General features: G+C 69.3%; 22 protein-coding genes, 1 tRNA gene and 1 riboswitch. Of the genes, 4 read left to right on the top strand and 19 right to left on the bottom strand.

Going from position 1 to position 23405, the window contains the following annotated elements:
• Positions 1–68: 68 nt before the first annotated feature.
• From AB0I34_RS19985 to AB0I34_RS19955, 7 genes are all read right to left on the bottom strand, one after another.
• A tRNA-Pro gene (locus AB0I34_RS19985) sits at positions 69–142 on the bottom strand.
• A 70-nt stretch (positions 143–212) separates the two neighbouring features.
• A complete protein-coding gene (gene der / locus AB0I34_RS19980) occupies positions 213–1592 on the bottom strand; it encodes a ribosome biogenesis GTPase Der (protein ID WP_360446913.1) in 1380 nt (459 codons plus the stop codon).
• On the bottom strand, positions 1585–2313 hold the full coding sequence (locus AB0I34_RS19975; RefSeq protein WP_360446911.1) for a lysophospholipid acyltransferase family protein: 729 nt from the start codon (positions 2311–2313) through the stop codon (positions 1585–1587). Before AB0I34_RS19975 ends, der begins: the two co-directional genes overlap by 8 nt.
• The gene (gene cmk, locus AB0I34_RS19970) at positions 2310–2990 is read right to left on the bottom strand and encodes a (d)CMP kinase (RefSeq protein ID WP_360446909.1); all 681 of its coding nucleotides are present in this window, start codon (positions 2988–2990) and stop codon (positions 2310–2312) included. Before cmk ends, AB0I34_RS19975 begins: the two co-directional genes overlap by 4 nt.
• Positions 2991–3029: 39 nt before the next feature.
• On the bottom strand, positions 3030–4094 hold the full coding sequence (locus AB0I34_RS19965; protein WP_360446907.1) for a prephenate dehydrogenase: 1065 nt from the start codon (positions 4092–4094) through the stop codon (positions 3030–3032).
• A 3-nt stretch (positions 4095–4097) separates the two neighbouring features.
• Entirely contained in the window at positions 4098–4466 is a 369-nt protein-coding gene (gene aroH / locus AB0I34_RS19960) for a chorismate mutase (protein WP_360446905.1), read from the bottom strand.
• A gap of 105 nt (positions 4467–4571) precedes the next feature.
• Positions 4572–5477 carry a helix-turn-helix domain-containing protein gene (locus AB0I34_RS19955; RefSeq protein WP_360446903.1) on the bottom strand — a complete coding sequence of 302 codons (906 nt, stop codon included), beginning with the start codon at positions 5475–5477 and terminating at the stop codon, positions 4572–4574.
• Positions 5478–5577: 100 nt separating this feature from the next.
• Between AB0I34_RS19955 and AB0I34_RS19950 the strand changes: the two genes are divergently transcribed.
• A complete protein-coding gene (locus AB0I34_RS19950) occupies positions 5578–6453 on the top strand; it encodes a phytanoyl-CoA dioxygenase family protein (protein ID WP_360446901.1) in 876 nt (291 codons plus the stop codon).
• A gap of 22 nt (positions 6454–6475) precedes the next feature.
• Here AB0I34_RS19950 and AB0I34_RS19945 read toward each other — a convergent pair whose 3' ends face one another.
• The 7 genes from AB0I34_RS19945 to dop form a co-directional block, all read right to left on the bottom strand.
• Entirely contained in the window at positions 6476–7318 is an 843-nt protein-coding gene (locus tag AB0I34_RS19945) for a tetrahydrofolate dehydrogenase/cyclohydrolase catalytic domain-containing protein (RefSeq protein WP_360446899.1), read from the bottom strand.
• 30 nt (positions 7319–7348) lie between these two features.
• A riboswitch (ZMP/ZTP riboswitch) is annotated at positions 7349–7437 on the bottom strand.
• The gene (locus AB0I34_RS19940; RefSeq protein ID WP_360446897.1) at positions 7438–9183 is read right to left on the bottom strand and encodes a beta-N-acetylglucosaminidase domain-containing protein; all 1746 of its coding nucleotides are present in this window, start codon (positions 9181–9183) and stop codon (positions 7438–7440) included. It lies immediately after the preceding riboswitch.
• 7 nt (positions 9184–9190) lie between these two features.
• Positions 9191–9805 carry an NUDIX hydrolase gene (locus AB0I34_RS19935; RefSeq protein ID WP_360446895.1) on the bottom strand — a complete coding sequence of 205 codons (615 nt, stop codon included), beginning with the start codon at positions 9803–9805 and terminating at the stop codon, positions 9191–9193.
• Positions 9802–10659 (bottom strand): proteasome subunit alpha, encoded by an 858-nt coding sequence (gene prcA, locus AB0I34_RS19930; protein WP_360446893.1) that lies wholly within the window; start codon positions 10657–10659, stop codon positions 9802–9804. The genes AB0I34_RS19935 and prcA overlap by 4 nt, the downstream gene beginning before the upstream one ends.
• A 36-nt stretch (positions 10660–10695) precedes the next feature.
• Positions 10696–11538 carry a proteasome subunit beta gene (prcB, locus tag AB0I34_RS19925; RefSeq protein WP_360446891.1) on the bottom strand — a complete coding sequence of 281 codons (843 nt, stop codon included), beginning with the start codon at positions 11536–11538 and terminating at the stop codon, positions 10696–10698.
• An 8-nt stretch (positions 11539–11546) separates the two neighbouring features.
• Positions 11547–11756, bottom strand: a complete 210-nt coding sequence (locus AB0I34_RS19920; RefSeq protein WP_130448384.1) for a ubiquitin-like protein Pup — start codon at positions 11754–11756, stop codon at positions 11547–11549.
• A gap of 76 nt (positions 11757–11832) precedes the next feature.
• On the bottom strand, positions 11833–13353 hold the full coding sequence (gene dop / locus AB0I34_RS19915; RefSeq protein WP_131515973.1) for a depupylase/deamidase Dop: 1521 nt from the start codon (positions 13351–13353) through the stop codon (positions 11833–11835).
• Positions 13354–13435: 82 nt separating this feature from the next.
• On the opposite strand from dop, the gene AB0I34_RS19910 reads away from it, so the two are divergent.
• Together AB0I34_RS19910 and AB0I34_RS19905 are read left to right on the top strand one after the other, a co-directional pair.
• Positions 13436–13927 carry an NUDIX domain-containing protein gene (locus tag AB0I34_RS19910; RefSeq protein WP_360447068.1) on the top strand — a complete coding sequence of 164 codons (492 nt, stop codon included), beginning with the start codon at positions 13436–13438 and terminating at the stop codon, positions 13925–13927.
• On the top strand, positions 13924–14664 hold the full coding sequence (locus tag AB0I34_RS19905) for a phosphotransferase (protein ID WP_360446889.1): 741 nt from the start codon (positions 13924–13926) through the stop codon (positions 14662–14664). The genes AB0I34_RS19910 and AB0I34_RS19905 overlap by 4 nt, the downstream gene beginning before the upstream one ends.
• A 7-nt stretch (positions 14665–14671) precedes the next feature.
• On the opposite strand, the gene AB0I34_RS19900 is transcribed toward AB0I34_RS19905, so the two are convergent.
• Positions 14672–15013: a hypothetical protein gene (locus tag AB0I34_RS19900; protein ID WP_360446887.1), complete on the bottom strand. Its 342-nt coding sequence runs from the start codon at positions 15011–15013 to the stop codon at positions 14672–14674.
• On the bottom strand, positions 15010–17907 hold the full coding sequence (locus AB0I34_RS19895) for an AAA family ATPase (RefSeq protein ID WP_360446885.1): 2898 nt from the start codon (positions 17905–17907) through the stop codon (positions 15010–15012). The genes AB0I34_RS19900 and AB0I34_RS19895 overlap by 4 nt, the downstream gene beginning before the upstream one ends.
• A 163-nt stretch (positions 17908–18070) precedes the next feature.
• Here AB0I34_RS19895 and AB0I34_RS19890 point away from each other — a divergent pair, with 163 nt between their 5' ends.
• On the top strand, positions 18071–18925 hold the full coding sequence (locus tag AB0I34_RS19890) for an alpha/beta hydrolase (protein ID WP_360446883.1): 855 nt from the start codon (positions 18071–18073) through the stop codon (positions 18923–18925).
• Between the two features lie 80 nt (positions 18926–19005).
• Here the strand turns inward: AB0I34_RS19890 and arc are convergent, their stop codons facing one another.
• The 3 genes from arc to AB0I34_RS19875 all read right to left on the bottom strand — a co-directional run bounded on the left by arc (position 19006) and on the right by AB0I34_RS19875 (position 23371).
• The gene (gene arc, locus AB0I34_RS19885; protein ID WP_360446881.1) at positions 19006–20751 is read right to left on the bottom strand and encodes a proteasome ATPase; all 1746 of its coding nucleotides are present in this window, start codon (positions 20749–20751) and stop codon (positions 19006–19008) included.
• Between the two features lie 69 nt (positions 20752–20820).
• A complete protein-coding gene (locus tag AB0I34_RS19880; RefSeq protein WP_360446879.1) occupies positions 20821–21777 on the bottom strand; it encodes a tRNA (adenine-N1)-methyltransferase in 957 nt (318 codons plus the stop codon).
• Between the two features lie 439 nt (positions 21778–22216).
• Positions 22217–23371: a site-2 protease family protein gene (locus AB0I34_RS19875; protein ID WP_360446877.1), complete on the bottom strand. Its 1155-nt coding sequence runs from the start codon at positions 23369–23371 to the stop codon at positions 22217–22219.
• Between the last annotated feature and the right edge of the window lie 34 nt (positions 23372–23405).

The raw sequence follows: 23405 nt of genomic DNA, 5'->3' as shown, positions 1-23405 counted from the left end.
TATCCCCAGAGGCGTTCATAGTGCCCAACGTAAAGAGGGGCACCGACAGGATCGGTGCCCCTTGAGGGTCGGGCTGACAGGATTTGAACCTGCGGTCTTCTGGCCCCCAGCCAGACGCGTTACCAAACTACGCCACAGCCCGGCGCTCACTCCTTGGAGCGAGCCGGAGTAAACCTTACCCCATCTGGTGGGGTGGTTCTTACCGGGTTGATTCAGCGCTTGGGCTTCTTCTGGCGGGCTCGGATCTGGACGTGGACGGGGCTGCCGACGAAGCCGAAGTCCTCGCGGAGGCGGCGCTCGATGAAGCGCTGGTACGACGGCTCGATCTGGCCGGAGGTGAAGATCGCGAACGTCGGCGGCATCGTCGTGGCCTGGGTGCCGAACAGGATCTTCGGCTGCTTGCCGGACCGGACCGGGTGCGGGTGCGCCGCCACCAGCCGGCCGAGGAAGGCGTTCAGCTGACCGGTCGGGACACGGGTCTGCCAGCCCTCCAGGGCTGCCTCGATGGCCGGGACGAGCTTCTCCATGTGCCGGCCGGTCAGTGCGCTGATGTTCACCCGCGGCGCCCAGCGGAACTGCACCAGGTCGCGGTCGATCTCGCGCTCCAGGTAGTAGCGCCGGTCCTCGTCGACCAGGTCCCACTTGTTGTACGCGATCACGAGGGCCTTGCCGGCCTCCTCGACCGCGTTCATGATCCGGATGTCCTGCTCCGACATCGTCTCCGAGGCGTCCACCACGACCACGACGACCTCGGCCCGCTCGATCGCCGCGTTGGTCCGCAGCGAGGCGTAGTACTCGTGGCCCTGGGCGTTCTTCACCTTGCGCCGGATCCCGGCGGTGTCGATGAACCGCCACTCCTTGCCCGCCAGCGTGATCAGCTCGTCCACCGGGTCGACCGTCGTACCGGCGATGTCGCTGACGACGACCCGGTCCTCCTTGGCCACCTTGTTCAGCAGCGAGGACTTGCCCACGTTCGGCTTGCCGACGATCGCGATCCGGCGCGGTCCGCCGGCCTCGGCGTCCCGCTCCGGCGGCGCCTCGGGCAGCGCCGCGAGGACGGCGTCGAGCATGTCGCCGGTGCCGCGGCCGTGCATACCCGAGACCGGGAACGGCTCGCCGATGCCGAGGCTCCACAGGTTCATCGCCTCGGACTCGATCCGCTGGTCGTCGACCTTGTTCGCGGCCAGCACGACCGGCTTGCCGGACTTGCGCAGTACCCGGACGACCGCTTCGTCGGCGTCGGTGATTCCGACCGTCGCGTCCACCACGAACAGGACCGCGTCGGCGGCGTTGATGGCCACCTCGGCCTGGGCGGCGACCAGCGCGGCCATCCCGACCGCGTCCGGGTCCCAGCCGCCGGTGTCGACGACGGTGAAGCCCCGGCCGGCCCAGTTCGCGTCGTACGAGACGCGGTCGCGGGTGACACCCGGGGTGTCCTCGACGACGGCCTCGCGGCGGCCGATGATGCGGTTCACCAGCGTGGACTTGCCCACGTTCGGCCGGCCGACGATCGCGAGCACCGGCAGCGGGCCGGTGTCTTCGCGCTCGTGCGTTGGCTCGGCGAAGTCGTAGCCGGTGGGCAGGTCACTCATCAGGGTCCTTCTTGTCTGGCTCGCCCGGAAGGGGGTGGCCGGTGGCTTCGACGGCCGCCTTCATATGGGCTCGCAGCACGTCGCCGATCTGGTCGGCAACCGCTCGTACGTCGGAGTGCCTCCGGGGAAATGGTACGCGGTCAACCGCGAACACCTCGCCATAGACGACATCGATGCGGCTCCCGGCCGGTGGGAAACCCTCCACATCGCCGTGCGGCAGCCGGGTCCCGAGCAGCGCAACCGGCAGGATCGGCGCCCCCGTCACCATGGCCAGATACGCCACTCCGCCCCGGATCCGGCCGAAGTCGCCGGCGCCACGGGTCCCCTCCGGGTAGATGTTCAGCACCCGGCCGTCCCGCAGTACCTGGATCGACTTCCGCACCGCGAGCGGGTCGTACGACGACCTGTCGACGGGGATCTGCCCGATCCGGCGCAGCAACCAGCCCTGCAGGCCACCGAACACCTCGATCTTGCCGAGCTGGTGCAGCATCCGGGGCGCGATCGCCCCGAGCAGCGGCGCGTCCAGCAGGCTGAGGTGGTTCGGAGTCATCAGCACCGGCCCCGTCGGCGGGAACCGGTCCTCGTGGTGGACGGTCAGCTTGTACTTGCGCCGGAAGTACGGCTTGGCAACCTTGCGCAGCGGCGACGCGAGCCGATACGGCAACGGGCGCAGGTCTGCGGTGCTGGGCAGCTCCAGGTGCCCGGTGACTTCGGCTGTCATGACTCCCGGCGCGCGGCCTCGGCCTCCTTCGCGAGCCGGCTGATCACGTCGATGACCTCCTCCAGAGACAGGTGCGTCGAGTCGATGGTGACCGCGCCGTCGGAGGCGACCTGGAACTCAGACACGGTCGCGTCGTCGGCGTCCCGGCGGACGATCTGGTCGCGGAGCTGCTCGGCTGTCACGGAACCGGCCGCCAGCTCGGCGCCGCGGCGCGCCATCCGGGCGTCCTGGTCGGCGGTGAGAAGCACCTTCAGCTCGGCGTCGGTCGCGACCACGGTGGCGATGTCCCGGCCCTCGACCACGATCCCGCCGGTTGGCTGGGCGGCGTCGATGACGGCGCGCTGCCGCCGGATCAGCTCCTTGCGGACGTTCAGGTTCGTGGCGATCTTGGAGACCGTCTCGCTGATCCGAGGCTCCCGGATCGCGGCCGTCACGTCGGCGCCGTCGGCGATGACGAACTGCCGCGTGGGGTCGGTGCTGATCTCCAGCCGCAGCTCCCGCGCCCGCTCGGCGACCGCCGCGGTGTCGTCGAGATCGAGACCGTGCTCCAGCGCCGACCACGTCACCGCGCGGTACGTCGCACCGGTGTCCAGAAAGCGCAACCCCAGCCGGCTGGCGACGCCGCGGGCGGTGCTCGACTTGCCGGACCCGCTCGGGCCGTCCACAGCGATGATCATGGCCCAGAGATTACCTGTGGCCGGGGACAACCTGGGCACCTACCGGTGTACGACCCAGCCTCGGTCGGTCAGTACGTCGACCAGCTGGTCGACCGAGGCGGGCTTGACCGCCAACTCGACCTCACCGACCGGGCGGCCGGGGCTGTGGTCGATCCGCAGGTCCTCGACGTTGGCACCGGACTCGGCCGCGTCGGCGAACAGCCGGGCCAGCTGTCCCGGCCGGTCCGGGATCGTGACCAGAACGGTGACGAGATCGATGTGCGGCGTACCGTGCTTGCCGGGTACGCGGACCGCACCGGACACGCCTTGGCCCAGAATCGAGGTCAGCTCCTCGCCCGCCTCTTCCTTGCCCAGAGCAACGAGCACGCGGTCGAGTTCGCCGCGGATCTGCTCGAGCAGACCGGTCAGCGCGGTCGAGTTCGCGGACACGATCTGGGTCCACAACTTCGGGTCGCCGGCCGCGATCCGGGTGACGTCACGGACACCTTGGCCTGACAGTTGCAGGTGTGAGCGCGGGGCGTCGGCCAGCGTCCCGGCAGCGAGCGCCGACATCAGATGCGGCAGGTGCGACACCCGGGCGACGGCGAGGTCGTGGTCCTCGACCGACAGCTCGACAGTCCGCGCGCCCGAGGCCTCGGCCAGCCGCCGAACCAGCTCGACCGCCTCCGGAGCGCTAGTCTCGTGCGGAGTGATCGCCCAGGTCGCGCCGTCGAACAGGTCGGCGCGTCCGGCCAACGGGCCGTTCCGCTCCGACCCTGCCATCGGGTGACTCCCGACGTACCGGCTGAGGTCGGTCGTGAGCTTGCGCGCGTCGGCCAGCGGCTTGGACTTCACGCTGGCCGCGTCGGTCACGATTGCGTCGGTCTGCTCGAGCTGCTCCGCGATCACCGCGCCGACATGGTCAGGCGGTACGGCGACGACCACGAGCTGTGGCTCGATCTGGACCAGCCGGGATCCGGCCCCGATCCGCTCGGCCATCAGCGCGCTGTCCGGGTTGGCGTCGACCAGCTCCACGACCACGCCGAGCCGGGCCAGCGCCAGGCCGATCGACGTACCGATCAGACCGGTACCAACGATCCGGACCGGACCCCGCAGCTCACTCATTGGTCACTGGGCGCCCGTCAGATCTGGGCGGAGCGCGACGGCGCCGTGCAGGTAGACATGCTGGATCTTCTCCCGCGACCGCGGGGTCTCGGTGTGCACCATCATCCGGACCACCCGCGGCAATGCGTGCGGCACCGCGATCTCCTGCATGCACATCAGCGGTACGTCGGTCAGGCCGATCTGCCGGCCCGCCACCGCCGGGAACTCCGAGTGAAGGTCCGGCGTGACGGTGAACAGGATGCTGATCAGATCCTCGTTCTCCAGATCGTTCGCCTCCAGGACCGCCCGCACCAGCTCGGCGGACCGCTCGAGCAGATGCTCGCGCTCGTCCACGTCGAGCTGGGTGGCACCCCGGATCGCCCGCACCGCCACGTGTCCGCCTCCTCGCTCAGGTCTTCCTGTCTGTCTCAACACTAGGCCAGAGCCGCCACAGAGTGGACAGCCGTCTCGGATTCCGCGCTCCGGCAGACCGTGGCGTCAGCCGCTCCGGGCCGCCTCCAGCAGCCGCCGAGCCACCGGAAGCAGTCCGGCCTCGCGGACCGGCGCAAGCGGATCGGACAGCTGCCTTCGACGCCGGAACGTGCCCGGCGGTTCGCCGTACGCGAGGGAGAAGCGGCGTGAGAAGTGGTACGGATTGCTGTAGCCGCCGTCGGACGCGATCTCCGCGATCGTCGCGTTGGTGCGCAGCAGAGCGGTCGCCGCGCGGGCCAGCCGGATCAGATCCAGCGCGTACGCCGGCCCGCAGTCGTACCGCTCCCGGAAGAGCCGGTGCAGGTGTCCGGCCGACAGATTCGCCGCGGCGGCCAACTCGGGGACGGAAATGATCCGCGGCCCACGCCTGGCCCACACGCTGGCAACGTGGTCGACCATGCGCCGAACGCCATCCGGCAGCTCGTCACGCGAAGGGCCGACCGGAGCACTGACGAAGACCTCCAGCATCGTCGCCACGAGCCGATCGCTATGTCCCGGAACCGACTCCGGCAGGCCGGTCAGGTCCAGCAGATAGGTGCACAGTTCGTCGAGCAGCCCCGGATCGGATCTCGATCGCACCGAGGGCCAACTCGACGGAGCGCCGAGTCCGCCGAAGTCCTCGATCTGGAAGTGCACGTAGGCGTGCCGGGACCAGTGATCACAGTCCCAGATATAGGAGTCCCGGTTGCCGCGCCGGGCCAACGCGACCGTTCCGGGGCGCAACTCCTCCTCCACCGTCGCCTGATGGACCCCGGCGTCGTCGTACAACTCGGTCCGCCAGAGCGCCGAACCGTGCAGGAGCCAGAGCAATTCGAAGTTCGGCAACCAGCGCGGACCGTACGTTGCCCCGGGCGCATAGTCCGCGACCTGGATCACGGAGTTCACGCTGATCACCGGTGGTCGCGATGTCACGAACAGATAGTAGAGCGCGCGCCGGCGACATTGGCCGTCCCGCCGTGCTCTGAGACGGTGAAGCCGGTCATCGCCGACCCCAGGCCGGATGGAGCGCCAGATGCAGCCTGTCACCGCCGTACGCAGGTTCACCGAGGTCACCGACGAGTTGATCGAGTCGTTCCGGCGCGACGGCTTCGTGGTCCTCGATCAGGCCCTTCCACCCGGCCAGGTCGCCGCGCTGCACACAGCGGCCGAGCACCTGTGCCGCGGTGACCTCGGAGCCGTCGAGGGCGGCCCGAGCACGGAGCCGGGCGAGGACGTCGTGCGCAAGTACCTGTGCATTCACCAGCCCCACAAGGTGTCCGACGTGGCGCTGGCCGCGTTGCGCGCACCGCGCGTGGTCACCGCACTGACCGCGCTGATCGGGCCGAACGTGAAGGCGATGCAGTCGATGCTGTTCATCAAGTCCGAGGGCAAGCCGGGCCAGGCCTGGCACCAGGACGAGTTCTTCATCCCGACCAGGGACCGCTCGCTCACCGCGGTGTGGATCGCGCTCGACGACGCCACCGTGGAGAACGGCTGCCTGTGGGTGCTGCCGGGCTCGCACCGGCGCGGTGTCATCTATCCCGATCGGGAGCAGGACGATCTCCGCTTCGACTGCACGGTGGAGTTGTTCGACTTCCCCTACACCGACGACGACGCAGTACCGGTCGAGGTGCCGGCGGGTTCGGCGGTGATCTTCAACGGCTACCTGCTGCACCGATCACTGCCGAACACCACGCGGCGCGGACTCCGCCGGGCCCTCGCCAGCCACTACATGAACGCGGAGTCGCTGCTCCCGTGGCACTCCGTGCCGGCCGGCGTCCATGTCGGCAAGCACGACTACCGCGACATCGTGATGGTGGCCGGGACCGACCCGTACGCCTACAAGGGCATCGACGACATCGCCCGCCCGCATTCCCGCGCCGACAAGGACGGCGGCTGCGATCGCTAGAGCACGTCTCTAGAGCCGTGCCCTAGCGGGTCTGTGCCTCGGCGGCGTCGACGGCCTGCTCCAGGAGCAGGGCGATCGTCATCGGACCGACCCCGCCGGGGACCGGTGTGATCAGGCTCGCGACCTCGGCCGCGGCGGCGAAGTCGACGTCCCCGACGTTGCCCTCGTTGTAGCCGGCGTCGACGACGACAGCGCCGGGCTTGAGCCAGTCGCCCTGGACGAAGTTCGCCCGGCCGACCGCGGCCACCACGATGTCCGCGGTCCGGACGATCGCGGGCAGGTCGGTGGTTCGGGAGTGCGTGTAGGTGACGGTCGCGTTCGATGCCAGCAGCAACATCCCGGCCGGCTTGCCGAGAATCGGGCTGCGGCCGATCACGACCGCGTGCGCCCCGGCGATCGGTACGTCGTACGCCTCGAGCAGGCGGATGATCCCGCCGGGCGTCGCGGACCGGAAGCCGGGTTCACCGAACGCCATCGCACCGAACGACCGCGTGGTCACACCGTCGACGTCCTTGGCCGGGTCGATCGCCTCGAACGCGGCCCGCTCATCGATCTTCGCAGGCACCGGGTGCTGCAGCAGGATCCCGTGCACCGCCGGGTCCTGGGACAGCCTGGTCAGCTCCGCGACCAGTTCCTCGGTCGTCGTCTCCGCGGGCAGTACCACGCTCAGCGACCCGATGCCCGCCTTCTTCGACCGGTTCTGCTTCATCCGCACGTACGTCGCGGACGCGGGGTCGTCACCGACCAGCACGGTGGCCAGGCACGGCTGGACCCCGGTCCGCTCCTGCAGTGCACGGGCCCGGTCGGCCGTCTTCGCCACGATCTCGGCGGCAAGGTCGGTACCGGTCATCAAAGTGGCAGTCATAGCGCGCGCTCCCTTGGGCGTCGACAACAGGTCAAGTGCCCAGGCGCGCGGCTCGGCCGGATCGTCGGCGGACCGTTCCCCGGTGGTCGTCCACCTCAGCGCCAGTCGCGGTCCACCGCTCAGGATACCCGGCCGCCCTCCGTCGCCTCGGTCAGGAAGGTCTCGATGACAGGGTCACCGAGCTGGGGATGGGTCTTGGAGTGTGGCAGGCGGGTGTCGCGGATCGTCTTGGCCTGGGTGACCAGGTGGTCGATCTGGTCCCGGGTCGTGGCGGCGTCCGAGCTGTTGCCTTCGGCCACTGCTTCGAGATGCCGGAGGGACTCGCGGAGTGCTTGCGCCCAGAGGAAGGTCGCATCGAGCCAGGCTCCGGCCTCGTCGGCGAACGACGGGTCGGACACCCCAGCGCGGATCCGGGCCGGAGCGTTCTCGATCGCCTCGAGGTACGGCTCGAGTTGCGCGATGGCCCCGGCCAGGTCGCCCGCCTTCCAGGTCTTCCAGAACGCGGCGGTCTGCGCGGCCAGGACCGGCGCGTTCACCAGGTGCAGCCGGCCGTCATAGGTGGCGAGGTCGGCGAAGACCTCCAGCGCCGCGATCGTCTCGGCGTCTCCCCCGGCCCGCTCGGCGAGCGCACGGTGCCACGAGGCCTGCTCGTCGTACGTCGCCGGGTTCCAGCCGAACTCGGCGAACGAGTAGAGCGCGATCTTGCTGGCCCCGGCCTGGTTCATCGGGTTCGAGATCACGCCGACGACCTGGTCGGCCAGGCCAGGCTCGCGACCGCTGTAGGCCGCGAGCAGGATCCGGGCGGCCGCGTAGTCGTTGACCGGGTAGTTGTCCCAGATCAGGATGTCGTGCCCGAACACGGTCTTCGCCTCGGCTGCTTGTGCGGTCGTGATCGTCTCCGGTACGACGCCGATGCCGGTCCAGTGCACGACCACGGCGCTGTCCATCAGCTCCCGTAGCGCCTGCTTGTACGGCGTCTCGTCGACGTTGTAGTACTCGGTCGGGACCATCTGCAGCGGGGCGAGGTCCGGCTTGGTCACGACCCACTCGCGCTGGATCCGGTTCAGCAACTCGCTCTGCGCCCGCCCGGCCCCACCCCCACCGGCGCCGTACTTCTCCTCGTCCTCGGTGCTGTGCCACTTCTCGTACTCGATGTCGTCCAGGGCCACGTTGAACGCGCGTGCCCCCAGCGCGTACAGGGCCTCGAACTTCGCGATCAGCGCCTGGAAGTCACTGTCGTCGGTGTAGCGGATCGACAGGCCGGGTGACAGCGCGAAGGTGAAGTCGACCTTGTTCCGCACCGCGCGCTCGACCAGCTCGCCGAGCTCGGCCAGCTTGTCGGCCGGGTACGGGTCGCGCCACTGCTCGCGGTGGTACGGGTCGTCCTTCGGCGCGTACTCGTAGGTGTTCATCCGGTGCGTGCCGAGGTAGTCCAGGTGGTCGAGCCGGTCCGCGTGCGACCACGGCGTACCGTAGAACCCTTCGATCGAGCCGCGGTACCGCATCGTCGGCCAGTCGCGGATCTCGACGCCGTCCACATGGTTGCCCTGGACAAGCTGTGCGAAGGTCTGCGCGGCGTAGAAGGTGCCGCGCTGATCAACACCGTCCAGGATGACCTGGTTGTCGCCGACGGCAACGACGTACCCCTCGGGCGGCAACCCGTCGGCCGCCGCGTTCGTGCCCCCGAGTCGCACAGTGACAGCAGACTCGCCGTCGGTGATCGTCTGTACGCCGGCCCGTGCCAGCGTCTCGCGGACGACGCGCTCGGCGTCCGCATCGGTCGTCGGGCCGTGCACCAGCCCGACGGTGTCACCGAGGTCGAAGCCGTCGTCGCGGTGGGTGGTCTGCTGAGGCTCAGGCGTCATTGCCCTACTACAGCAGTCCGGCGTGATCCAGCGCTAGATAGGCCGCGTCGACTCCGGTCATCGCACCTGGTGTGCGCAGCTCGGCACGGAACGCATCGACAGTCAGCTCGACCGGCACACAGTCCTCGGTCTCGTCCAGCGACTGTTTGCCGTCCGGCCGGCAGCCGCGCGCGATCGCAATGTACTTCCGGTACGTCGACGACGCCGAGGACCACTGCCAGCCGACCAGGTCGAGCGTCTCGCAGGTATACCCGGTCTCCTCCTCGAGCTCCCGGGCACCGGCCAGCGCCGGGTCCTCCCCCGGCTCGACCAGCCCACCGGGCAGGTTCGTCACGATCCGGTCGGGGCCGGCCCGGAACATCCGGATCGTCACGATCCGTCCCTCCGGCGTCAACGGCAGCACCGTGACTCCGGCGCTGATCCCAGCGTCGGACTTCGGGCCGAACACGTCCCACTCGACCTCACGCCCATCCGGCAGCCGGTACCGCCGCAACTTCACCGTCAGGAACCGGTGGAAGCCCAGCTCCTCACCCACCAGCTCCCAGGCCGTCGGGTCGCCGGGCCGAGACAGTTCAGCCGCCGCGGAGTCCGCGGCGGCTGAACGCCATTCCGGCTCGCTCACAGCGGCCGGTCGTCGTCCGGCTCCTCCGGTGGAGCAATGGGTACGTCGTCCGCCGGCGGGGCGTCGTCGGACGCGGAGGATGCTGTGCTGTCCTCCGCGGCCGGGGTGTCCTCGCTCGCCTTGCCGTCGGCCGCCGGCTTCGCGTCTTCGGCCGGGCGGGACTCGGACAGGATGCGCTCCAGCGTCTCCACGGAGATCCGCTTGAACTTCCGCACCTGGGTCCGGGTCCGGTCCAGAACCGCGACCTCGATCTGGTCCGACGTCAACTGCCGGACCTCGGTGCCGTCGTGGCCGAGCGCATCCACAGCCAGCCGGAGCGCCCCGGCCAGCGAGATGCCCTCCTGGAAGTGCTCGCCGACGTACTCTGCGACCTGCTCGGCCGGCCCGCCCATCACGGCGTACCCGCGGACGTCCGCGATCGAGCCGTCGTAGGTGAGCCGGTAGACCTGGTCCTCGGCGGTGCTGGCACCGACCTCGGCGACCAGGATCTCCACCTCGAGCGGCTTCTCACCGCCGGAGGAGAAGATCGCGCCCAGCGTCTGCGCGTAGGCGTTGGCGAGCGCCCGGCCGGTCACGTCGCGCCGGTCGTAGGAGTACCCGCGCATGTCGGCCAGCCGGACGCCGGCGATCCGCAGGTTCTCGAACTCGTTGTACCGGCCGACCGCGGCGAACGCCATCCGGTCGTAGATCTCGGCCACCTTGTGCAGCGCGGGCGAGCGGTTCTCCGCGACGAACAGGATGCCGTCGGCGTACTGCAGTGCGATCGCGCTGCGGCCCTTGGCGATGCCCTTGCGGGCGAAGTCGGCCCGGTCCCGCATCAGCTGTTCGGGCGAGACGTAGAACGGAACGCTCATCGAAGGTGTCGTCCTCTATCGGTCGATGGGGTCAGGTCAGGTGAGGGAGGCCGAGGCCGGGCCGTCGGGTCGCTGGTGCCGCTCGGCCCAGACGCGGTCGACGATCGCGGCCACCTCGTCCTCGGGCAGCCGTTTGTAGCCGTCCGCCGTGACCACGCCGACCACCGGGAAGATCCGCCGCAGCATGTCCGGGCCACCGGTCGCCGAGTCGTCGTCAGCGGCGTCGATCAGGGACTGGATCACCACCGTCACACAGTCGGTCGCGGACAGGTCCTCGCGGTACAGCTTCTTCAGCGCGCCGCGGGCGAACAGCGAGCCCGAGCCGACACTGTGGAAGTGGGTCTCCTCGTAGCGCCCGCCGGTCGGGTCGTAGGAGAAGATCCGGCCGCCCTTGATGTCCTCGTCGTAGCCCGCGAACAGCGGCACCACGGCCAGGCCCTGCATCGCCATCGCCAGGTTGCCCCGGATCAGCGCGCTCAGCCGGTTGGACTTGCCGTCCAGGCTGAGGGTCGCGCCCTCGAGCTTCTCGTAGTGCTCCAGCTCGACCTGGAACAGCCGGACCATCTCGATCCCGAAGCCGGCCGAGCCCGCGAACGCGACCGCGGAGTACTCGTCGGCGGGGAACACCTTCTCGATGTCACGCTGGGCGATGATGTTGCCCATCGTGGCCCGCCGGTCGCCGGCCATCACCACGCCACCGGGGAAGGTGGCCGCGACGATCGTCGTACCGTGCGGGACGTCGTGGGAGAAGTCGGCCGACCCCAGGCTGCGCCGTCCAGGCAACAGGTCGGGCGCGTGCCCGGCCAGGAAGTCCATGAACGACGAGCCACCTGGGATCAGGAAGGCTTCCGGCAACCGGCCGGAGGCATCAAAAGTCATCGAGCGGTTCACTCCCCACCCTTTTGCACGAATCCGCGGACGAACTCCTCGGCGTTCTCCTCGAGCACCTCGTCGATCTCGTCCAGGATCGAATCGACGTCCTCGTCGAGCCGTTCCTTGCGCTCCTGGACGTCCTCGGACGCCTCGACCTGCTCGACCTCTTCCTCGGTCGACGAACGCTTCGGCTGCTTGTGCTGCTGACCGCCGTCCTTCGCCATGGCCACACACCTCCTAGAACCGCCGCCTGCGGCGGCCGCCCAACCGACCCCCGCAGTGTTTCCTTATACGGCGACCCTACCCGGCGGCGCCCCCAGTAATGGTGCGAACCAGGTCACTCGCGGTGTCGCATTGGTCAAGAAGTGCCCCGACATGCGCCTTCGTGCCCCTCAGCGGGTCCAGTGTCGGGATCCGTTGCAGCGACTCCTTGCCGGGCAGATCGAAGATCACCGAGTCCCAGGAGGCGGCCGCGACCTGCGGCGCGTACTGCTGCATGCACCGGCCGCGGAAGTACGCCCGCGTGTCGGTCGGCGGGTGCGAGACCGCCATCCGGATCTCCTCGTCGGAGACGAGCCGCTGCATCCGGCCGGCCTTCACCAATTTGTAGTAAAGCCCCTTGTCCGGGCGCAGGTCGGCGTACTGCAGGTCGACCAGGTGCAGCTTCGGGTCGTCCCACTCCAGGCCGTCGCGGTCGCGGTAGGACTGGAGCAGCTTGTACTTCGCCACCCAGTCGAGCTGGTCGGCCAGCTTCATCGGATCGATGGCCAGCTGGTCCAGGATCTGCTCCCAGCGGTGCAGCACGTCCTTGGTCTGCCGGTCCGCGTCGTCGCCGTACTTGTCCTCGACGTACTTGCGGGCCTGCTCCAGGTACTCCGTCTGCAGCTGGACGGCGGTGAGCTTGCGGCCGTCCTTCAGCGTCATCAGGTGCGTGCAGGTGGGGTCGTGGCTGACCTCGTGCAGCGCGGTGACCGGGCGGTCCACACTCAGGTCGTCGGTCAGCCAGCCGTCCTCGATCATCGCCAGCACCAGCGATGCGGTGCCGACCTTCAGGTACGTCGAGATCTCGGACAGGTTCGCGTCGCCGATGATCACGTGCAGCCGGCGGTACCGGTCCGGATTCGCGTGCGGCTCGTCGCGGGTGTTGATGATCGGGCGCTTCAGCGTCGTCTCCAGGCCGACCTCGACCTCGAAATAGTCGGCCCGCTGGCTGATCTGGAAACCGTTCGCGGCGCCGTCCTGGCCGATCCCGACGCGGCCGGCGCCGGTCACCACCTGACGGCTCACGAAGAACGGCGTCAGATGCCGCACGATCGACGCGAACGGCGTGGACCGGCGCATCAGGTAGTTCTCGTGCGAGCCGTACGACGCGCCCTTGTTGTCGACGTTGTTCTTGTACAGGTTCAGCGGCGGGGCGCCGGGGATCTGCCGGGCCTGCCGCGCGCCCTCCATGATCACCAGCTCGCCGGCCTTGTCCCAGACCACCACGTCGCGCGGATTGGTCGTCTCAGGCGCCGAGTACTCCGGGTGGGCGTGGTCGACGTACAGCCTCGCGCCGTTGGTGAGGATCACGTTCGCCAGCCCGGTCTCCTCGTCGGTGAGCTGGCTGGAATCGGCCACCTCCCGGCTCAGGTCGAAGCCGCGCGCGTCCCGCAGCGGGTGCTCCTCGTCGAAGTCCCATCGGGTTTTGCGCGCGAGCGGCTGCGTCTGCGCGTAGCCGTTCACCACCTGGCTCGAGGTCAGCATCGGGTTCGCCCCGGGCTGGCCTGGTACCGAGATCCCGAACTCTGTCTCGGTTCCCATGATCCGCCGAACACTCATGCGAACGAGCCTACGCGGTGTCCGCGACGAAATCCGTTGCTGTGTCCACAGGGTTACGTGTGAGACTTCGCGGGTGGACGAAATGGTGGCCATTCTGGACGACGACAACGTGGTCATCGACGCGCGGCCACGGTCGGAGATGCGACGGGACAACCTCCGACACTCCGCGACCGGCGTACTCGTCCGGAATGCGGCCGGTGAGATCTACGTGCATCGCCGTACGCCGACCAAGGATCTCTACCCGAGCCGGTACGACTTCTCGGCCGGCGGCGTCATCGCGGCCGGCGAGGACCCGTACGACGCCGTCGTACGGGAGCTGGCCGAGGAGCTGGGGATCACCAGCGCCGAGCTGACCCGGCTGCCGGAGGACGACTTCGCCGACGACCACACCAGGTACCACGCGTACCTGTACACGTGCGTCTGGGACGGCCCGGTGAAGCACCAGCCGGAGGAGGTCGAGTGGGGAGCCTGGATGTCCCCCGCCGACCTCGTCGCGCGGCTGGACGACCCGGAGTGGTCGTTCATGCCCGACACCGCCGCTCTACTCGGTCCGCTGGTCCGGAGTCTGGTGTGACCATCATCGAGGGTTGGGACAGCCACGCCTGGATCGACGGTCCGTGGATCTACCGGTCGCCACGCCGCCCGGCAGTACGTCCGCGCCTGCTGGCCGAGGCCACTCTGATGCCCTGGCTCGCCCCACAGCTGCCGCTGCCCGTCCCGGTACCGGAGACGACGGACGACGGCGTACGGCACCTGCTGCTGCCTGGTACGCCCATCGAGGACGGCGGTACGGCGATCGGCCGCCAGATCGGGGAGTTCCTCCGGGCGCTGCATGCCGTGGACCCGGTGGAGGCGGAGGCACATGGGGTCCAAAGCGCGGCCGCAGCGGCTGCCGAGAAGGCAGGCTTCCTGGACGAGTGCCGGGCGCAGATCGTGCCGCTGCTGCCCGTCGAGTTGCGGCCGTCGGCCTTAGCGCTGCTCGATCGTGTGGACCGGGTCCGCAGCAGCCTGGTGCACTGCGATTTCGGTCCGGAACACATCCTGGTTACGGACGGGTGGATCACCGGCATCATCGACTGGACCGACGCCCAGATCGGTGATCCCGCACTCGATCTGTGCTGGGCCCTCAACGGCGCTCCAGACGCACTGGCGGACGGTGTGGCCGAGACCTACGAGATCACTCCGGAGCTTCGGGGGCGCGCCCGGGACTGGGCTCGTCTCTCGCCCTGGTTCGGCGTCCACCGCGGCCTGCTGCTGGATCTGCCTGACGACGTCGAGAACGGGCTCAGAGACATCGTCTCCGGGCTCTGAGGGCCCGTCAGCGCGAGTTGCGGCGGCCGATGGTGCGGGCGAAGTTGATGGCGACCAGGCCCGCCCAGCAGACGATCAGGCCAGGCATGCCGAGCATGTCGGCCGAGATGGCCGTGATCGGGATGGCGACGCTGACCGACACGATCGCCAGCGCCAAGCCGCCTGGGTCGGTCTCGCGGGACTTCGGGCCGACGACCACCCGGCCCTGATCCTGCTGGTGGCGCGCGGCGTCCCGGGCGTCGAGCCTCTCCAGGAAGCTGTCGATGATCTCAGCTTCGTACTCCGGCCCCAGCTCCTGCCGAGCAGCCACCGCTGCACGCAGGTCCTTGCGCATCTCGTCCGCCGTCATACCTCCCAAGTTAAGCCCGCCCGAGCCGCTGCCGAATCAGGGGAAACCCCGGCCGCACCCTTCAGCCTGTGCCCGGACATTCGATGGGCGATCGCAGCGGCCTCCATCCGGTTGGCCGCGCCGAGTTTCTGCAGGATGTGCGACACGTGGACGCCGACCGTCCGGACGCTGATCACCAGCGTCACGGCGATCTCGCGGTCGGTGCTGCCGCGGGACAGCAGCCTCAACACCTCGGCCTCGCGTGCTGTCAGGCCGAGAACCTCGTCAAGACCTCCGGTGGGCTCAGCCTCGGTCGGCGGGGTCGCGATCCGCAGGCGGGCCAGTTCGCCGAGCAGCTCGAGCTCTCGCTTCAACGGCTCCGCACCGATCCGGACCGCAACCTCGTACGCCGCGCGGGCCGGAATGCTCGCCTCGGCCCGCGACCCTCCAGCCGTGACCAAGGCCTCCGCTTGGCGCCACTGACAGTAGGCGGTGAGCGGTGCACGCTCCAGATGTGCCCAGCGGTCCGCGGCGTCGGCCCACAGCCCGGGACCGGCGACGCCTCCCGTGCGCTCGTACTCGGCCTCGGCCAACCCCAGCCAGGCGCTGCTGATCGGCGTCACCGGTGCGGCGTCCTCGGCAGCACGACGGGCGACCGCGATCAGTTGATCAGCGTGATCGAGCACCCTCCGCTCCGCGTCGGCATCGCGTCGGGTCCTGGCCACCGCGGCGAGGTCAGCCTGTGCCCGCAGCCCCTTTGCACAGAACCACACCCGAAGTTGTCCGGCCCCGACAGACCCCAGCGATTCCAAGGCCGCGTTCGTGTGATCCGCGGCGTCGGCCCACCGCCGCTCCCACAGCGCGAGTTCGGCCAGATAGACGTCGTAGATGCCCAGCCCACGGTCTGGGCGCAGCGTCTCGAGCGCGGCGTCGAGGTGCTCCCGAGCCGCGACGAACTCACCGCGGCCGACCTCGAGATCGGCTCGGAGCATCAGCAGCATGTATGGGAAGCTCGCCATCGTCGACCGCAGCGCGGCCATGCTCAGCGCATCGGCCTCCTCCCACTCGCCCAGGACCAATAGCGCCTCGATCAGATTCGAGACCAGTACGGCGCTGTTGATGCCGTACCGGTGGATCGCCTCCAGACCCTCGCGGCCGACCTGGACGGACTCCCGTAGCCGACCGAGCATCGTCAGGGCATCGGTCATATTGACGTACACCCGATCCTGCCCGATCCGATCGCCGATCTCCTCGGCCAGCCGCAGCGCCTCGCCGAGGTCCGACAGGCCCTCCTCCGTCCTGCCCAAATAGACGAGGTCGGCGCCACGCACGGTCAGCGCCCGAACCAGCGCCTTGCCGGCACCGGCGTGACGCGCGAGCGCCAACGCCTCCTCGGCCAGCCGTACAGATGCCGCGTGGCGCCAGGCGACCATCAGGCCGCCGGCGAGTGAGGCGACCACGTACGCCCGATCCGGCAACGGCTCGGCCGGTGCGAGCTCGACCGCGCGCTCGAGCGCCGCGAGTCCGGACAGGTCGCTGCCGATCTGGTGGAGGTACTCACCCAGGCGTACCTGCAGCAGCGCTGCCTGCCGCCGATCGCGGACTCCGGCCAGGTCGATCGCGCGCCGGGCGAGCTCGACCGCCCGGGGCGCCTCGCCGGTCTCGCTGGCGAGCTCGGCGGCCCACGAACAGATGCCGCCCAGATCGGACGCGGCGAGGTCGGCCGCGTTCGCCACCGCCGGCCAGAGCGAGATCGCTCTTTCCAGATGGGCACGCGCCTCCGCGAGACCGGCGACAGACACGGCCTCATGGGCGGCCGCGACCGACGCAGCCAGCGCCTCGGCCGCGCGCCCCGCGGCTGCCCAATGCGGTGCCAGCTCGGCCGGCACGGCCGCGCCAGAGCGCGCGAGCTCCTCGGCGAGGCGTTCGTGAATCTCCTCGCGCTCCCCCGGCAGCAGAGTCGCGTACGCCGCCTCGGCCAGCAACGCATGCCGGAACCGAAAGCTGCTCGTCGCCGGCTCGGCGACGAGCACGCCGTGCTCGACCGCCTGCCGCAGCGCTGCGCGAACGTCCTGCTCGGGCATCACGGCGACCGCTCGCAGCAGCGAGTATCCGACCTCCCGGCCTGCGGCCGAGGCAGTCCGGACGACCGCCCGGGCCCGCTGGTCGAGCCGGTCGACCCGCTGCAGCAAGAGCTCACGCAGGCCACGCGGCAGACCACCGTCGCCTGCGGCGGCGATCAGTTCCTGCGCGAAGAACGGGTTGCCCTCGGACCGGACCACGATCGCCTCAGCGATGGCAGCGGCCTGTGGCGGGACGGCGAACGCCGCGACAAGTGCGGCCAGGTCGTCGCGGTCGAGCGGTCCGAGGTCCACGAGCAGAGCCGATCCCGAACGCCGTACTCCGTTGGCGAGCCGGAGCATGCGTTCGGCCGACGATCGCTCGTCCGCCCGGTAGGTCCCGACCAGCAACACCGGCCGGTCGTCGAGGTACTGCGCGAGGTACACCACGAGATCGAGCGTGGAGGTGTCCGCCCAGTGCAGGTCTTCGAGGACGAGCAGCACCGGCGCGGACTCCGCCCGCTCCGTCAGCACGCCCAGGATGCGCTCGAAAATCCGGAACTGCTGGCCGTCTGCCCGAGGGAGGTCACCGACCGGACGCAGCGCCTGCGCGAACGGCTGGTACGGCAACTCGGTCCCGACCAGGTCGATCGAGCGCCCGAGCAGGACTTCGAAGCCGGCGTCCCGGGCGCGGGCGGCCAGCTCGGACGTCAGCCGGGTCTTACCGATGCCGGCCTCGCCCGCGATCAGGACGGTCCCTCCGCGGAAGGCCCGGGCAGCGTCGAGCGCGCCCTCGAGCGCTTCGAGTTCACGAGCGCGCCCGACGAACACATCGTCGCTCGGGCCGGCCTTCATCTCGTCAGTATCACGCCGTCGTCGTCGCCACGGAACGCGTTCCCAGGCATCAGTGCCGGGCGGATACGTAGGCGGCGGGCCAGGGATACGTAGCTCGTTCCCGATGCCGTCCTCGCACCCGCCCGGTGACGATCGAGTCGACCGAACGAACCAAGGAGGGGCCATGACTGCAGTGATCGAGCAGCCGACGATCCACACTGTGCGCGGCGGTGGTGGGCTGCGCCTGCACGTACGCGAATGGGGCCGGCCGGACGGGCCGCCGATCGTGTTCATCCACGGCTTGTCGCAGAGCCATCTGTGCTGGCACAAGCAGTATGAGAGCGCGCTGGCCGGACAGTTCCGGCTCGTCGCGTACGACCTGCGCGGCCACGGCATGTCAGACGCGCCAATGGAGCAGGAGCACTACACCGACGCCCGCCTGTGGGCCGACGACCTCGCCGCGGTCATCGAGCAGTTGCGCCTCGACCGGCCGGTCGTGGTGGGTTGGTCGTACGGCGCGTTCGTCATCTGCGACTACGTGCGAGCCTACGGCCAGGACCGGATCGGCGGGATCGACCTCGTCGGCGGCACCGTCCGGCTCGGTCCGGCGGCGTTCGGCACACTGATCGGCCCCGGCTTCCTGGACAACTTCCCCGACCTGATCGCCGACGACCTACCGACCAACATCCGTGGGGCCCGCGGTCTGATCAGGGCCTTCCCGGCCACGCCGTTCACGGCCGACGACACGGAGCTGCTGCTCGCGGCGAGTATGACCGTCCCGGCCCGGATCCGGGCCAACCTGGGCGCCCGCGAGATCGACGAGGACGACGTACTGCGAACCCTCACAGTGCCGCTGCTGGTCACCCACGGCCGGGCCGACACTGTGGTGCTCCCGGCGATGGCAGAACACGTGCTGGCGACCTGCCCGACTGCCGAGGCCGCCTGGTACGACGGAGTGGGCCACACCGTGCATCTTGAGCAGCCCGACCACTTCAACCGTGAGCTCGCCGACCTGACCCGCCGCGTCGCTGTGTCCTGAGCCTCGTTCCTGGTTCCTGCCACAGACGGACGACCGCCCCTGGACGGCGTGTCCAGGGGCGGTTGTCGTACGACGTTGTTCTACAGGTACTGACCTGTGTTCGTGGCCGTGTCGATGGAGCGGCCGGGCTCGGTGCCCTGCTTGCCGGAGATGAGCGTCCGGATGTAGACGATCCGCTCGCCCTTCTTGCCGGAGATGCGGGCCCAGTCGTCCGGGTTGGTCGTGTTCGGAAGGTCCTCGTTCTCCTTGAACTCGTCCACGCACGCCTGCAGCAGGTGCTGCACCCGCAGACCCTTCTGGTTCTCGTCCAGGAAGGCCTTGATCGCCATCTTCTTGGCCCGGTCCACGATGTTCTGGATCATCGCGCCCGAGTTGAAGTCCTTGAAGTACAGGACCTCCTTGTCACCGTTGGCGTAGGTGACCTCGAGGAACCGGTTCTCGTCGGCCTCGGTGTACATCCGCTCGACGGTGCGCTGGATCATCCCGTTCACGCACTCCGCCTTGTCGCCGCCGAACTCGCTCAGGTCGTCGGTGTGCAGCGGCAGGGTGGTGGTCAGGTACTTCGAGAAGATGTCCCGGGCCGCCTCGGCGTCCGGGCGCTCGATCTTGATCTTCACGTCCAGCCGGCCGGGTCGCAGGATGGCCGGGTCGATCATGTCCTCACGGTTCGAGGCACCGATGACCAGGACGTTCTCCAGGCCCTCGACACCGTCGATCTCGCTCAGCAACTGCGGGACGATGGTGTTCTCGACATCGGAGGAGACGCCACTTCCGCGGGTGCGGAACAGCGAGTCCATCTCGTCGAAGAACACGATCACCGGCATGCCCTCGGAAGCCTTCTCACGGGCCCGCTGGAAGACCAGCCGGATGTGCCGCTCGGTCTCGCCGACGTACTTGTTCAGCAGCTCCGGGCCCTTGATGTTGAGGAAGAAGGACTTCTGCCCGTCCACGCCGGTCCGCTCGGCCACCTTCTTCGCCAGCGAGTTGGCCACCGCCTTCGCGATCAGGGTCTTGCCACAGCCCGGCGGGCCGTACAGCAGGACGCCCTTCGGCGGCTTCAGCTCGTGCTCGAGGAACAGGTCCTTGTGCAGGTACGGCAGCTCGACCGCGTCCCGGATCTGCTCGATCTGACCGGACAGACCACCGATCTGCGTGTAGTCGATGTCCGGCACCTCTTCGAGGATCAGCTCCTCGACCTCGGACTTCGGGATCTTCTCGTAGACGTATCCGGAGCGTGGCTCCAGCAGCAGCGAGTCACCGGCCCGCAGCGCGATGTCGAGCAGCGGCGAGGCGAGCCGGACGACCCGTTCCTCGTCGGCCTGCGCGATCACCAGCGCCCGCTCGCCGTCGGCCAACAGCTCCTTGAGCATCACCACGTCGCCGACGACCTCGAAGTCGCAGGCCTCGACCACGTTCAGCGCCTCGTTCAGCATCAGCTCCTGGCCGAGCTTCAGCCCGTCCAGGTCGACCGAGGGGCTGGCCGCGACCCGGAGCTTGCGGCCCCCGGTGAACACGTCCAGCGTGTCGTCGTCATTGCGGCCGAGGAAGGTGCCGAAACCGGACGGCGGTTGGGCCAGCCGGTCGACCTCCTCCTTCAGGGCGATGATCTTCTCTCGCGCCTCCCGCAGCGTCTCTGCCAGCCGCTCGTTCTGAGCGGTGACACTCGCCAAGGAGGCCTGGGTTTCGGACAGCCTGCTCTCGAGCGACCGGCTGTCAGCCGGATGCTCCAGCAACCGACGCCGCAACGCTGCGACCTCGGCTTCCAGGTAACGGACCTGGTTACGCAGCTCTGCCGCGGTAGGACTCTCGTCTCCAGCCACGATCATCACCTCACCATGTGGGGCTCGACCTAATGGACCTTACCCAGAAAACGTCGCTGGGCAAGCTGAATCCCATCACGTGTCGGTTGCGGATGAATCTGTTGCTTTCGGCACGTCTTCCGATCTCTCGGCGCGACGCGGTCCGGCGTAGTCGTCGCCGTACGCACCCGGCGCCGGCCGGCGCTTCTTGCGCGGTGCCTGAACTCCGTGTGCCATCCGTCGTGCGGTGACCAGGAAAGCGGTGTGCCCCTGCATCCGGTGGCCCGGGCGCACGGCCAGACCCTCGACGTGCCAATCCCGCACCAGCGACTCCCAGGCGCGCGGCTCGGTGAACTCGCCATGTGCCCTCAGCGTCTCCACAACACGGCTCAGCTGCGTCGTGGTGGCCACATAGGCACAGAACACCCCACCGGGTGACAGGGCCTCAGCGGCGGCGTCAACGCACTCCCACGGGGCCAGCATGTCGAGGATGATCCGGTCCACATCCTGCTCGTTCAGCTTCTCGACGAGGTCGCCGACCTCGAGCCGCCAGGCTGGGTGCTCACCGCCGAAGAAGCCAGTCACGTTCTTGCGCGCGACCTCGGCGAAGTCCTCGCGCCGTTCGAACGAGATGACCTGGCCGTGGATGCCGACCGCGCGCAGCAGCGCCGTCGTCAGCGCGCCGGAGCCGGCGCCGGCCTCGACCACCTTCGCACCTGGGAAGATGTCGGCCATCGTGACGATCTGCGCGGTGTCCTTGGGGTAGATCACGGCCGCGCCGCGCGGCATCGACACCGAGTAGTCAGCCATCAACGGGCGCAGCGCGAGGTACTCCACGCCGCCCTTGGACTTGATCACCACGGCGTCCGGGCCGTCGATCAGGTCGTCGTGCGCGATCCCGCCCTTGGTGGTGTGGAAGATCTTCCCGCGCTCCAGGAAGACCGAGTGCCGGCGGCCCTTGGAGTCCTGCAGGGTGATCCACTCCCCCGCCTGCAAGGGGCCGTGATGGACCCCGGAGTACGCCTGGTCGGGAAAGTCGCGCAAGTCAGCCATAAGGCGCTCACCTTAACTTTCAGTCACCGCGATCCCCGAATCCCGCCCCTCCCCACCAACCTCTCATGGGTTGACCCACCAGACCCATCACGACGACGAGCAGCCTCTCGGTGGATGGCGGCTTTCGTCACCGCGGCCGGGTTCGTACGACGCCAGCCACGAAACAACCCGCCAGTCGACCACCTCCCACACGCAGCGCTCGAATCCCACGCAGGCATGCCGCCGGGCAAAGGGTCAGCCAGGCAGCTGGTGGGTTGGCCAACCGGGTGCCGTGGGCCAACCCGCCAGCTGATGGGCCAGCCCACCAGCCGAGGCGAGGCGGGGCGGGGCGGGCGCGGGGGCCTGGCGGAGGGTGGGCGGGCGCGGGGGGCTGGCGGAGGGTGGGCGGGCGCGGGGCAGGAGAGGCCGAGAGTGGCCGAGGGGGTTGGGAGGGGGTGGCTCAGCGGCCGCGGAAGGCTCGTTCGATGTCGCTGGTCGCGAGTACGCCGTACACCGAGCCGGCCGCGTCGAGGACGAGGTACTCCGACGCGGGGTGCTCGCGCAGCGTCTTGAGGATCTCCTCGCCGGTGTCGTTGATCCCGATGATGTGGCCCGCGCCGATGCGGGTCGAAACCTCGCTGACGGTGGTCCACGGGCGTTGGTTCGGCGCGACCGCGCTCACCGCGGTCTCCGACACGAGCGCGTGCGGCTTGCCCTCGCCGTCGATCACGACGACCGCCCCGGCCTGCGCGTCCGCGGCCAGCCGGACCGCCTCGGAGATCGGCGTACCGGAGTGGACGGCGATCGCGCGGCGGGCCATCGTGCGGACCTGGAGCGCGGGCAGTTTGCGGCGGAGCCGCGCCTGCATCAGCGACGCGGTCGACCCCATCCAGAGGAAGAACCCGACCGCGAGCGCGATCAGGAAGTCGATCATGGTCGGTGGGCGGTTCCAGACCTCTTCGAGGATCACCGGTGCCGCCAGCACCAGCATCGCGAGGATCCGGCCGGCCCACGCGGCCACGATCGTGCCGGTGTGCATGTTGCCGGTGACCTTCCAGACCACCGCGCGCAGCACCCAGCCGCCGTCCAGCGGTAGGCCCGGCAGCAGGTTGGTCACACCGACGATGAGGTTCGCGATGCCGAGTTCCCACAGGGCGACGTACCCGACGCCCTCGTCGAACGCGCGCGAGCCGAGGTACGCGAGCCCGCCGACGACCAGGGACGCGACCGGGCCGACCACCGAGACCGCGAATTCCTCGAGCGGTGACTTCCGCTCCCCCTCGATGTGCGTGCCGGCCGCGAAGAAGCCGAGGTTGATCTCCGAGACCCCGATGCCGAACCGCATCGCCATCAGGGCGTGCGCCAGCTCGTGGACCAGGATCGACAGCGTGAACGCGACGACGAACGCGAGCGCGGCCAGATAGCGCCAGCCGCCCAGGGAGGGGAACTGCTGCCCGATGATCGCGGCGAATCCGATCGCGAGCAGCATCGCCACCGGCAGCCAGGTGAATCGCATGGTGAGCCGGATGCCGCGGATACGACCAAGCACCCAGGTCCCGGGCGGCGGCGGGCCGGCCGGCTGGGCGGGATTCTGAGGATCACGCGATTCTGGCATCAACCCAACGCTACTTGCCCGCAGGTAACTCCGT

This window comes from Kribbella sp. NPDC050281, assembly GCF_040655855.1.
Classification (GTDB): Bacteria; Actinomycetota; Actinomycetes; order Propionibacteriales; family Kribbellaceae; genus Kribbella.
Note: the sequence above shows the minus strand (reverse complement) of the source record. Positions and strands in the feature narration are given on the sequence as shown.

Bases quoted from the DNA above. Each gene is read 5' to 3' on its own strand.
- der (WP_360446913.1), bottom strand. From the start codon at position 1,592: ATGAGTGACCTGCCCACCGGCTACGACTTCGCCGAGCCAACGCACGAG.
- AB0I34_RS19975 (WP_360446911.1), bottom strand. From the start codon at position 2,313: ATGACAGCCGAAGTCACCGGGCACCTGGAGCTGCCCAGCACCGCAGAC.
- cmk (WP_360446909.1), bottom strand. From the start codon at position 2,990: ATGATCATCGCTGTGGACGGCCCGAGCGGGTCCGGCAAGTCGAGCACC.
- AB0I34_RS19965 (WP_360446907.1), bottom strand. From the start codon at position 4,094: ATGAGTGAGCTGCGGGGTCCGGTCCGGATCGTTGGTACCGGTCTGATC.
- AB0I34_RS19950 (WP_360446901.1), top strand. From the start codon at position 5,578: ATGCAGCCTGTCACCGCCGTACGCAGGTTCACCGAGGTCACCGACGAG.
- AB0I34_RS19945 (WP_360446899.1), bottom strand. From the start codon at position 7,318: ATGACTGCCACTTTGATGACCGGTACCGACCTTGCCGCCGAGATCGTG.
- AB0I34_RS19940 (WP_360446897.1), bottom strand. From the start codon at position 9,183: ATGACGCCTGAGCCTCAGCAGACCACCCACCGCGACGACGGCTTCGAC.
- prcA (WP_360446893.1), bottom strand. From the start codon at position 10,659: ATGAGCGTTCCGTTCTACGTCTCGCCCGAACAGCTGATGCGGGACCGG.
- prcB (WP_360446891.1), bottom strand. From the start codon at position 11,538: ATGACTTTTGATGCCTCCGGCCGGTTGCCGGAAGCCTTCCTGATCCCA.
- AB0I34_RS19920 (WP_130448384.1), bottom strand. From the start codon at position 11,756: ATGGCGAAGGACGGCGGTCAGCAGCACAAGCAGCCGAAGCGTTCGTCG.
- dop (WP_131515973.1), bottom strand. From the start codon at position 13,353: ATGAGTGTTCGGCGGATCATGGGAACCGAGACAGAGTTCGGGATCTCG.
- AB0I34_RS19910 (WP_360447068.1), top strand. From the start codon at position 13,436: ATGGTGGCCATTCTGGACGACGACAACGTGGTCATCGACGCGCGGCCA.
- AB0I34_RS19900 (WP_360446887.1), bottom strand. From the start codon at position 15,013: ATGACGGCGGACGAGATGCGCAAGGACCTGCGTGCAGCGGTGGCTGCT.
- AB0I34_RS19895 (WP_360446885.1), bottom strand. From the start codon at position 17,907: ATGAAGGCCGGCCCGAGCGACGATGTGTTCGTCGGGCGCGCTCGTGAA.
- AB0I34_RS19890 (WP_360446883.1), top strand. From the start codon at position 18,071: ATGACTGCAGTGATCGAGCAGCCGACGATCCACACTGTGCGCGGCGGT.
- arc (WP_360446881.1), bottom strand. From the start codon at position 20,751: ATGATCGTGGCTGGAGACGAGAGTCCTACCGCGGCAGAGCTGCGTAAC.
- AB0I34_RS19880 (WP_360446879.1), bottom strand. From the start codon at position 21,777: ATGGCTGACTTGCGCGACTTTCCCGACCAGGCGTACTCCGGGGTCCAT.
- AB0I34_RS19875 (WP_360446877.1), bottom strand. From the start codon at position 23,371: ATGCCAGAATCGCGTGATCCTCAGAATCCCGCCCAGCCGGCCGGCCCG.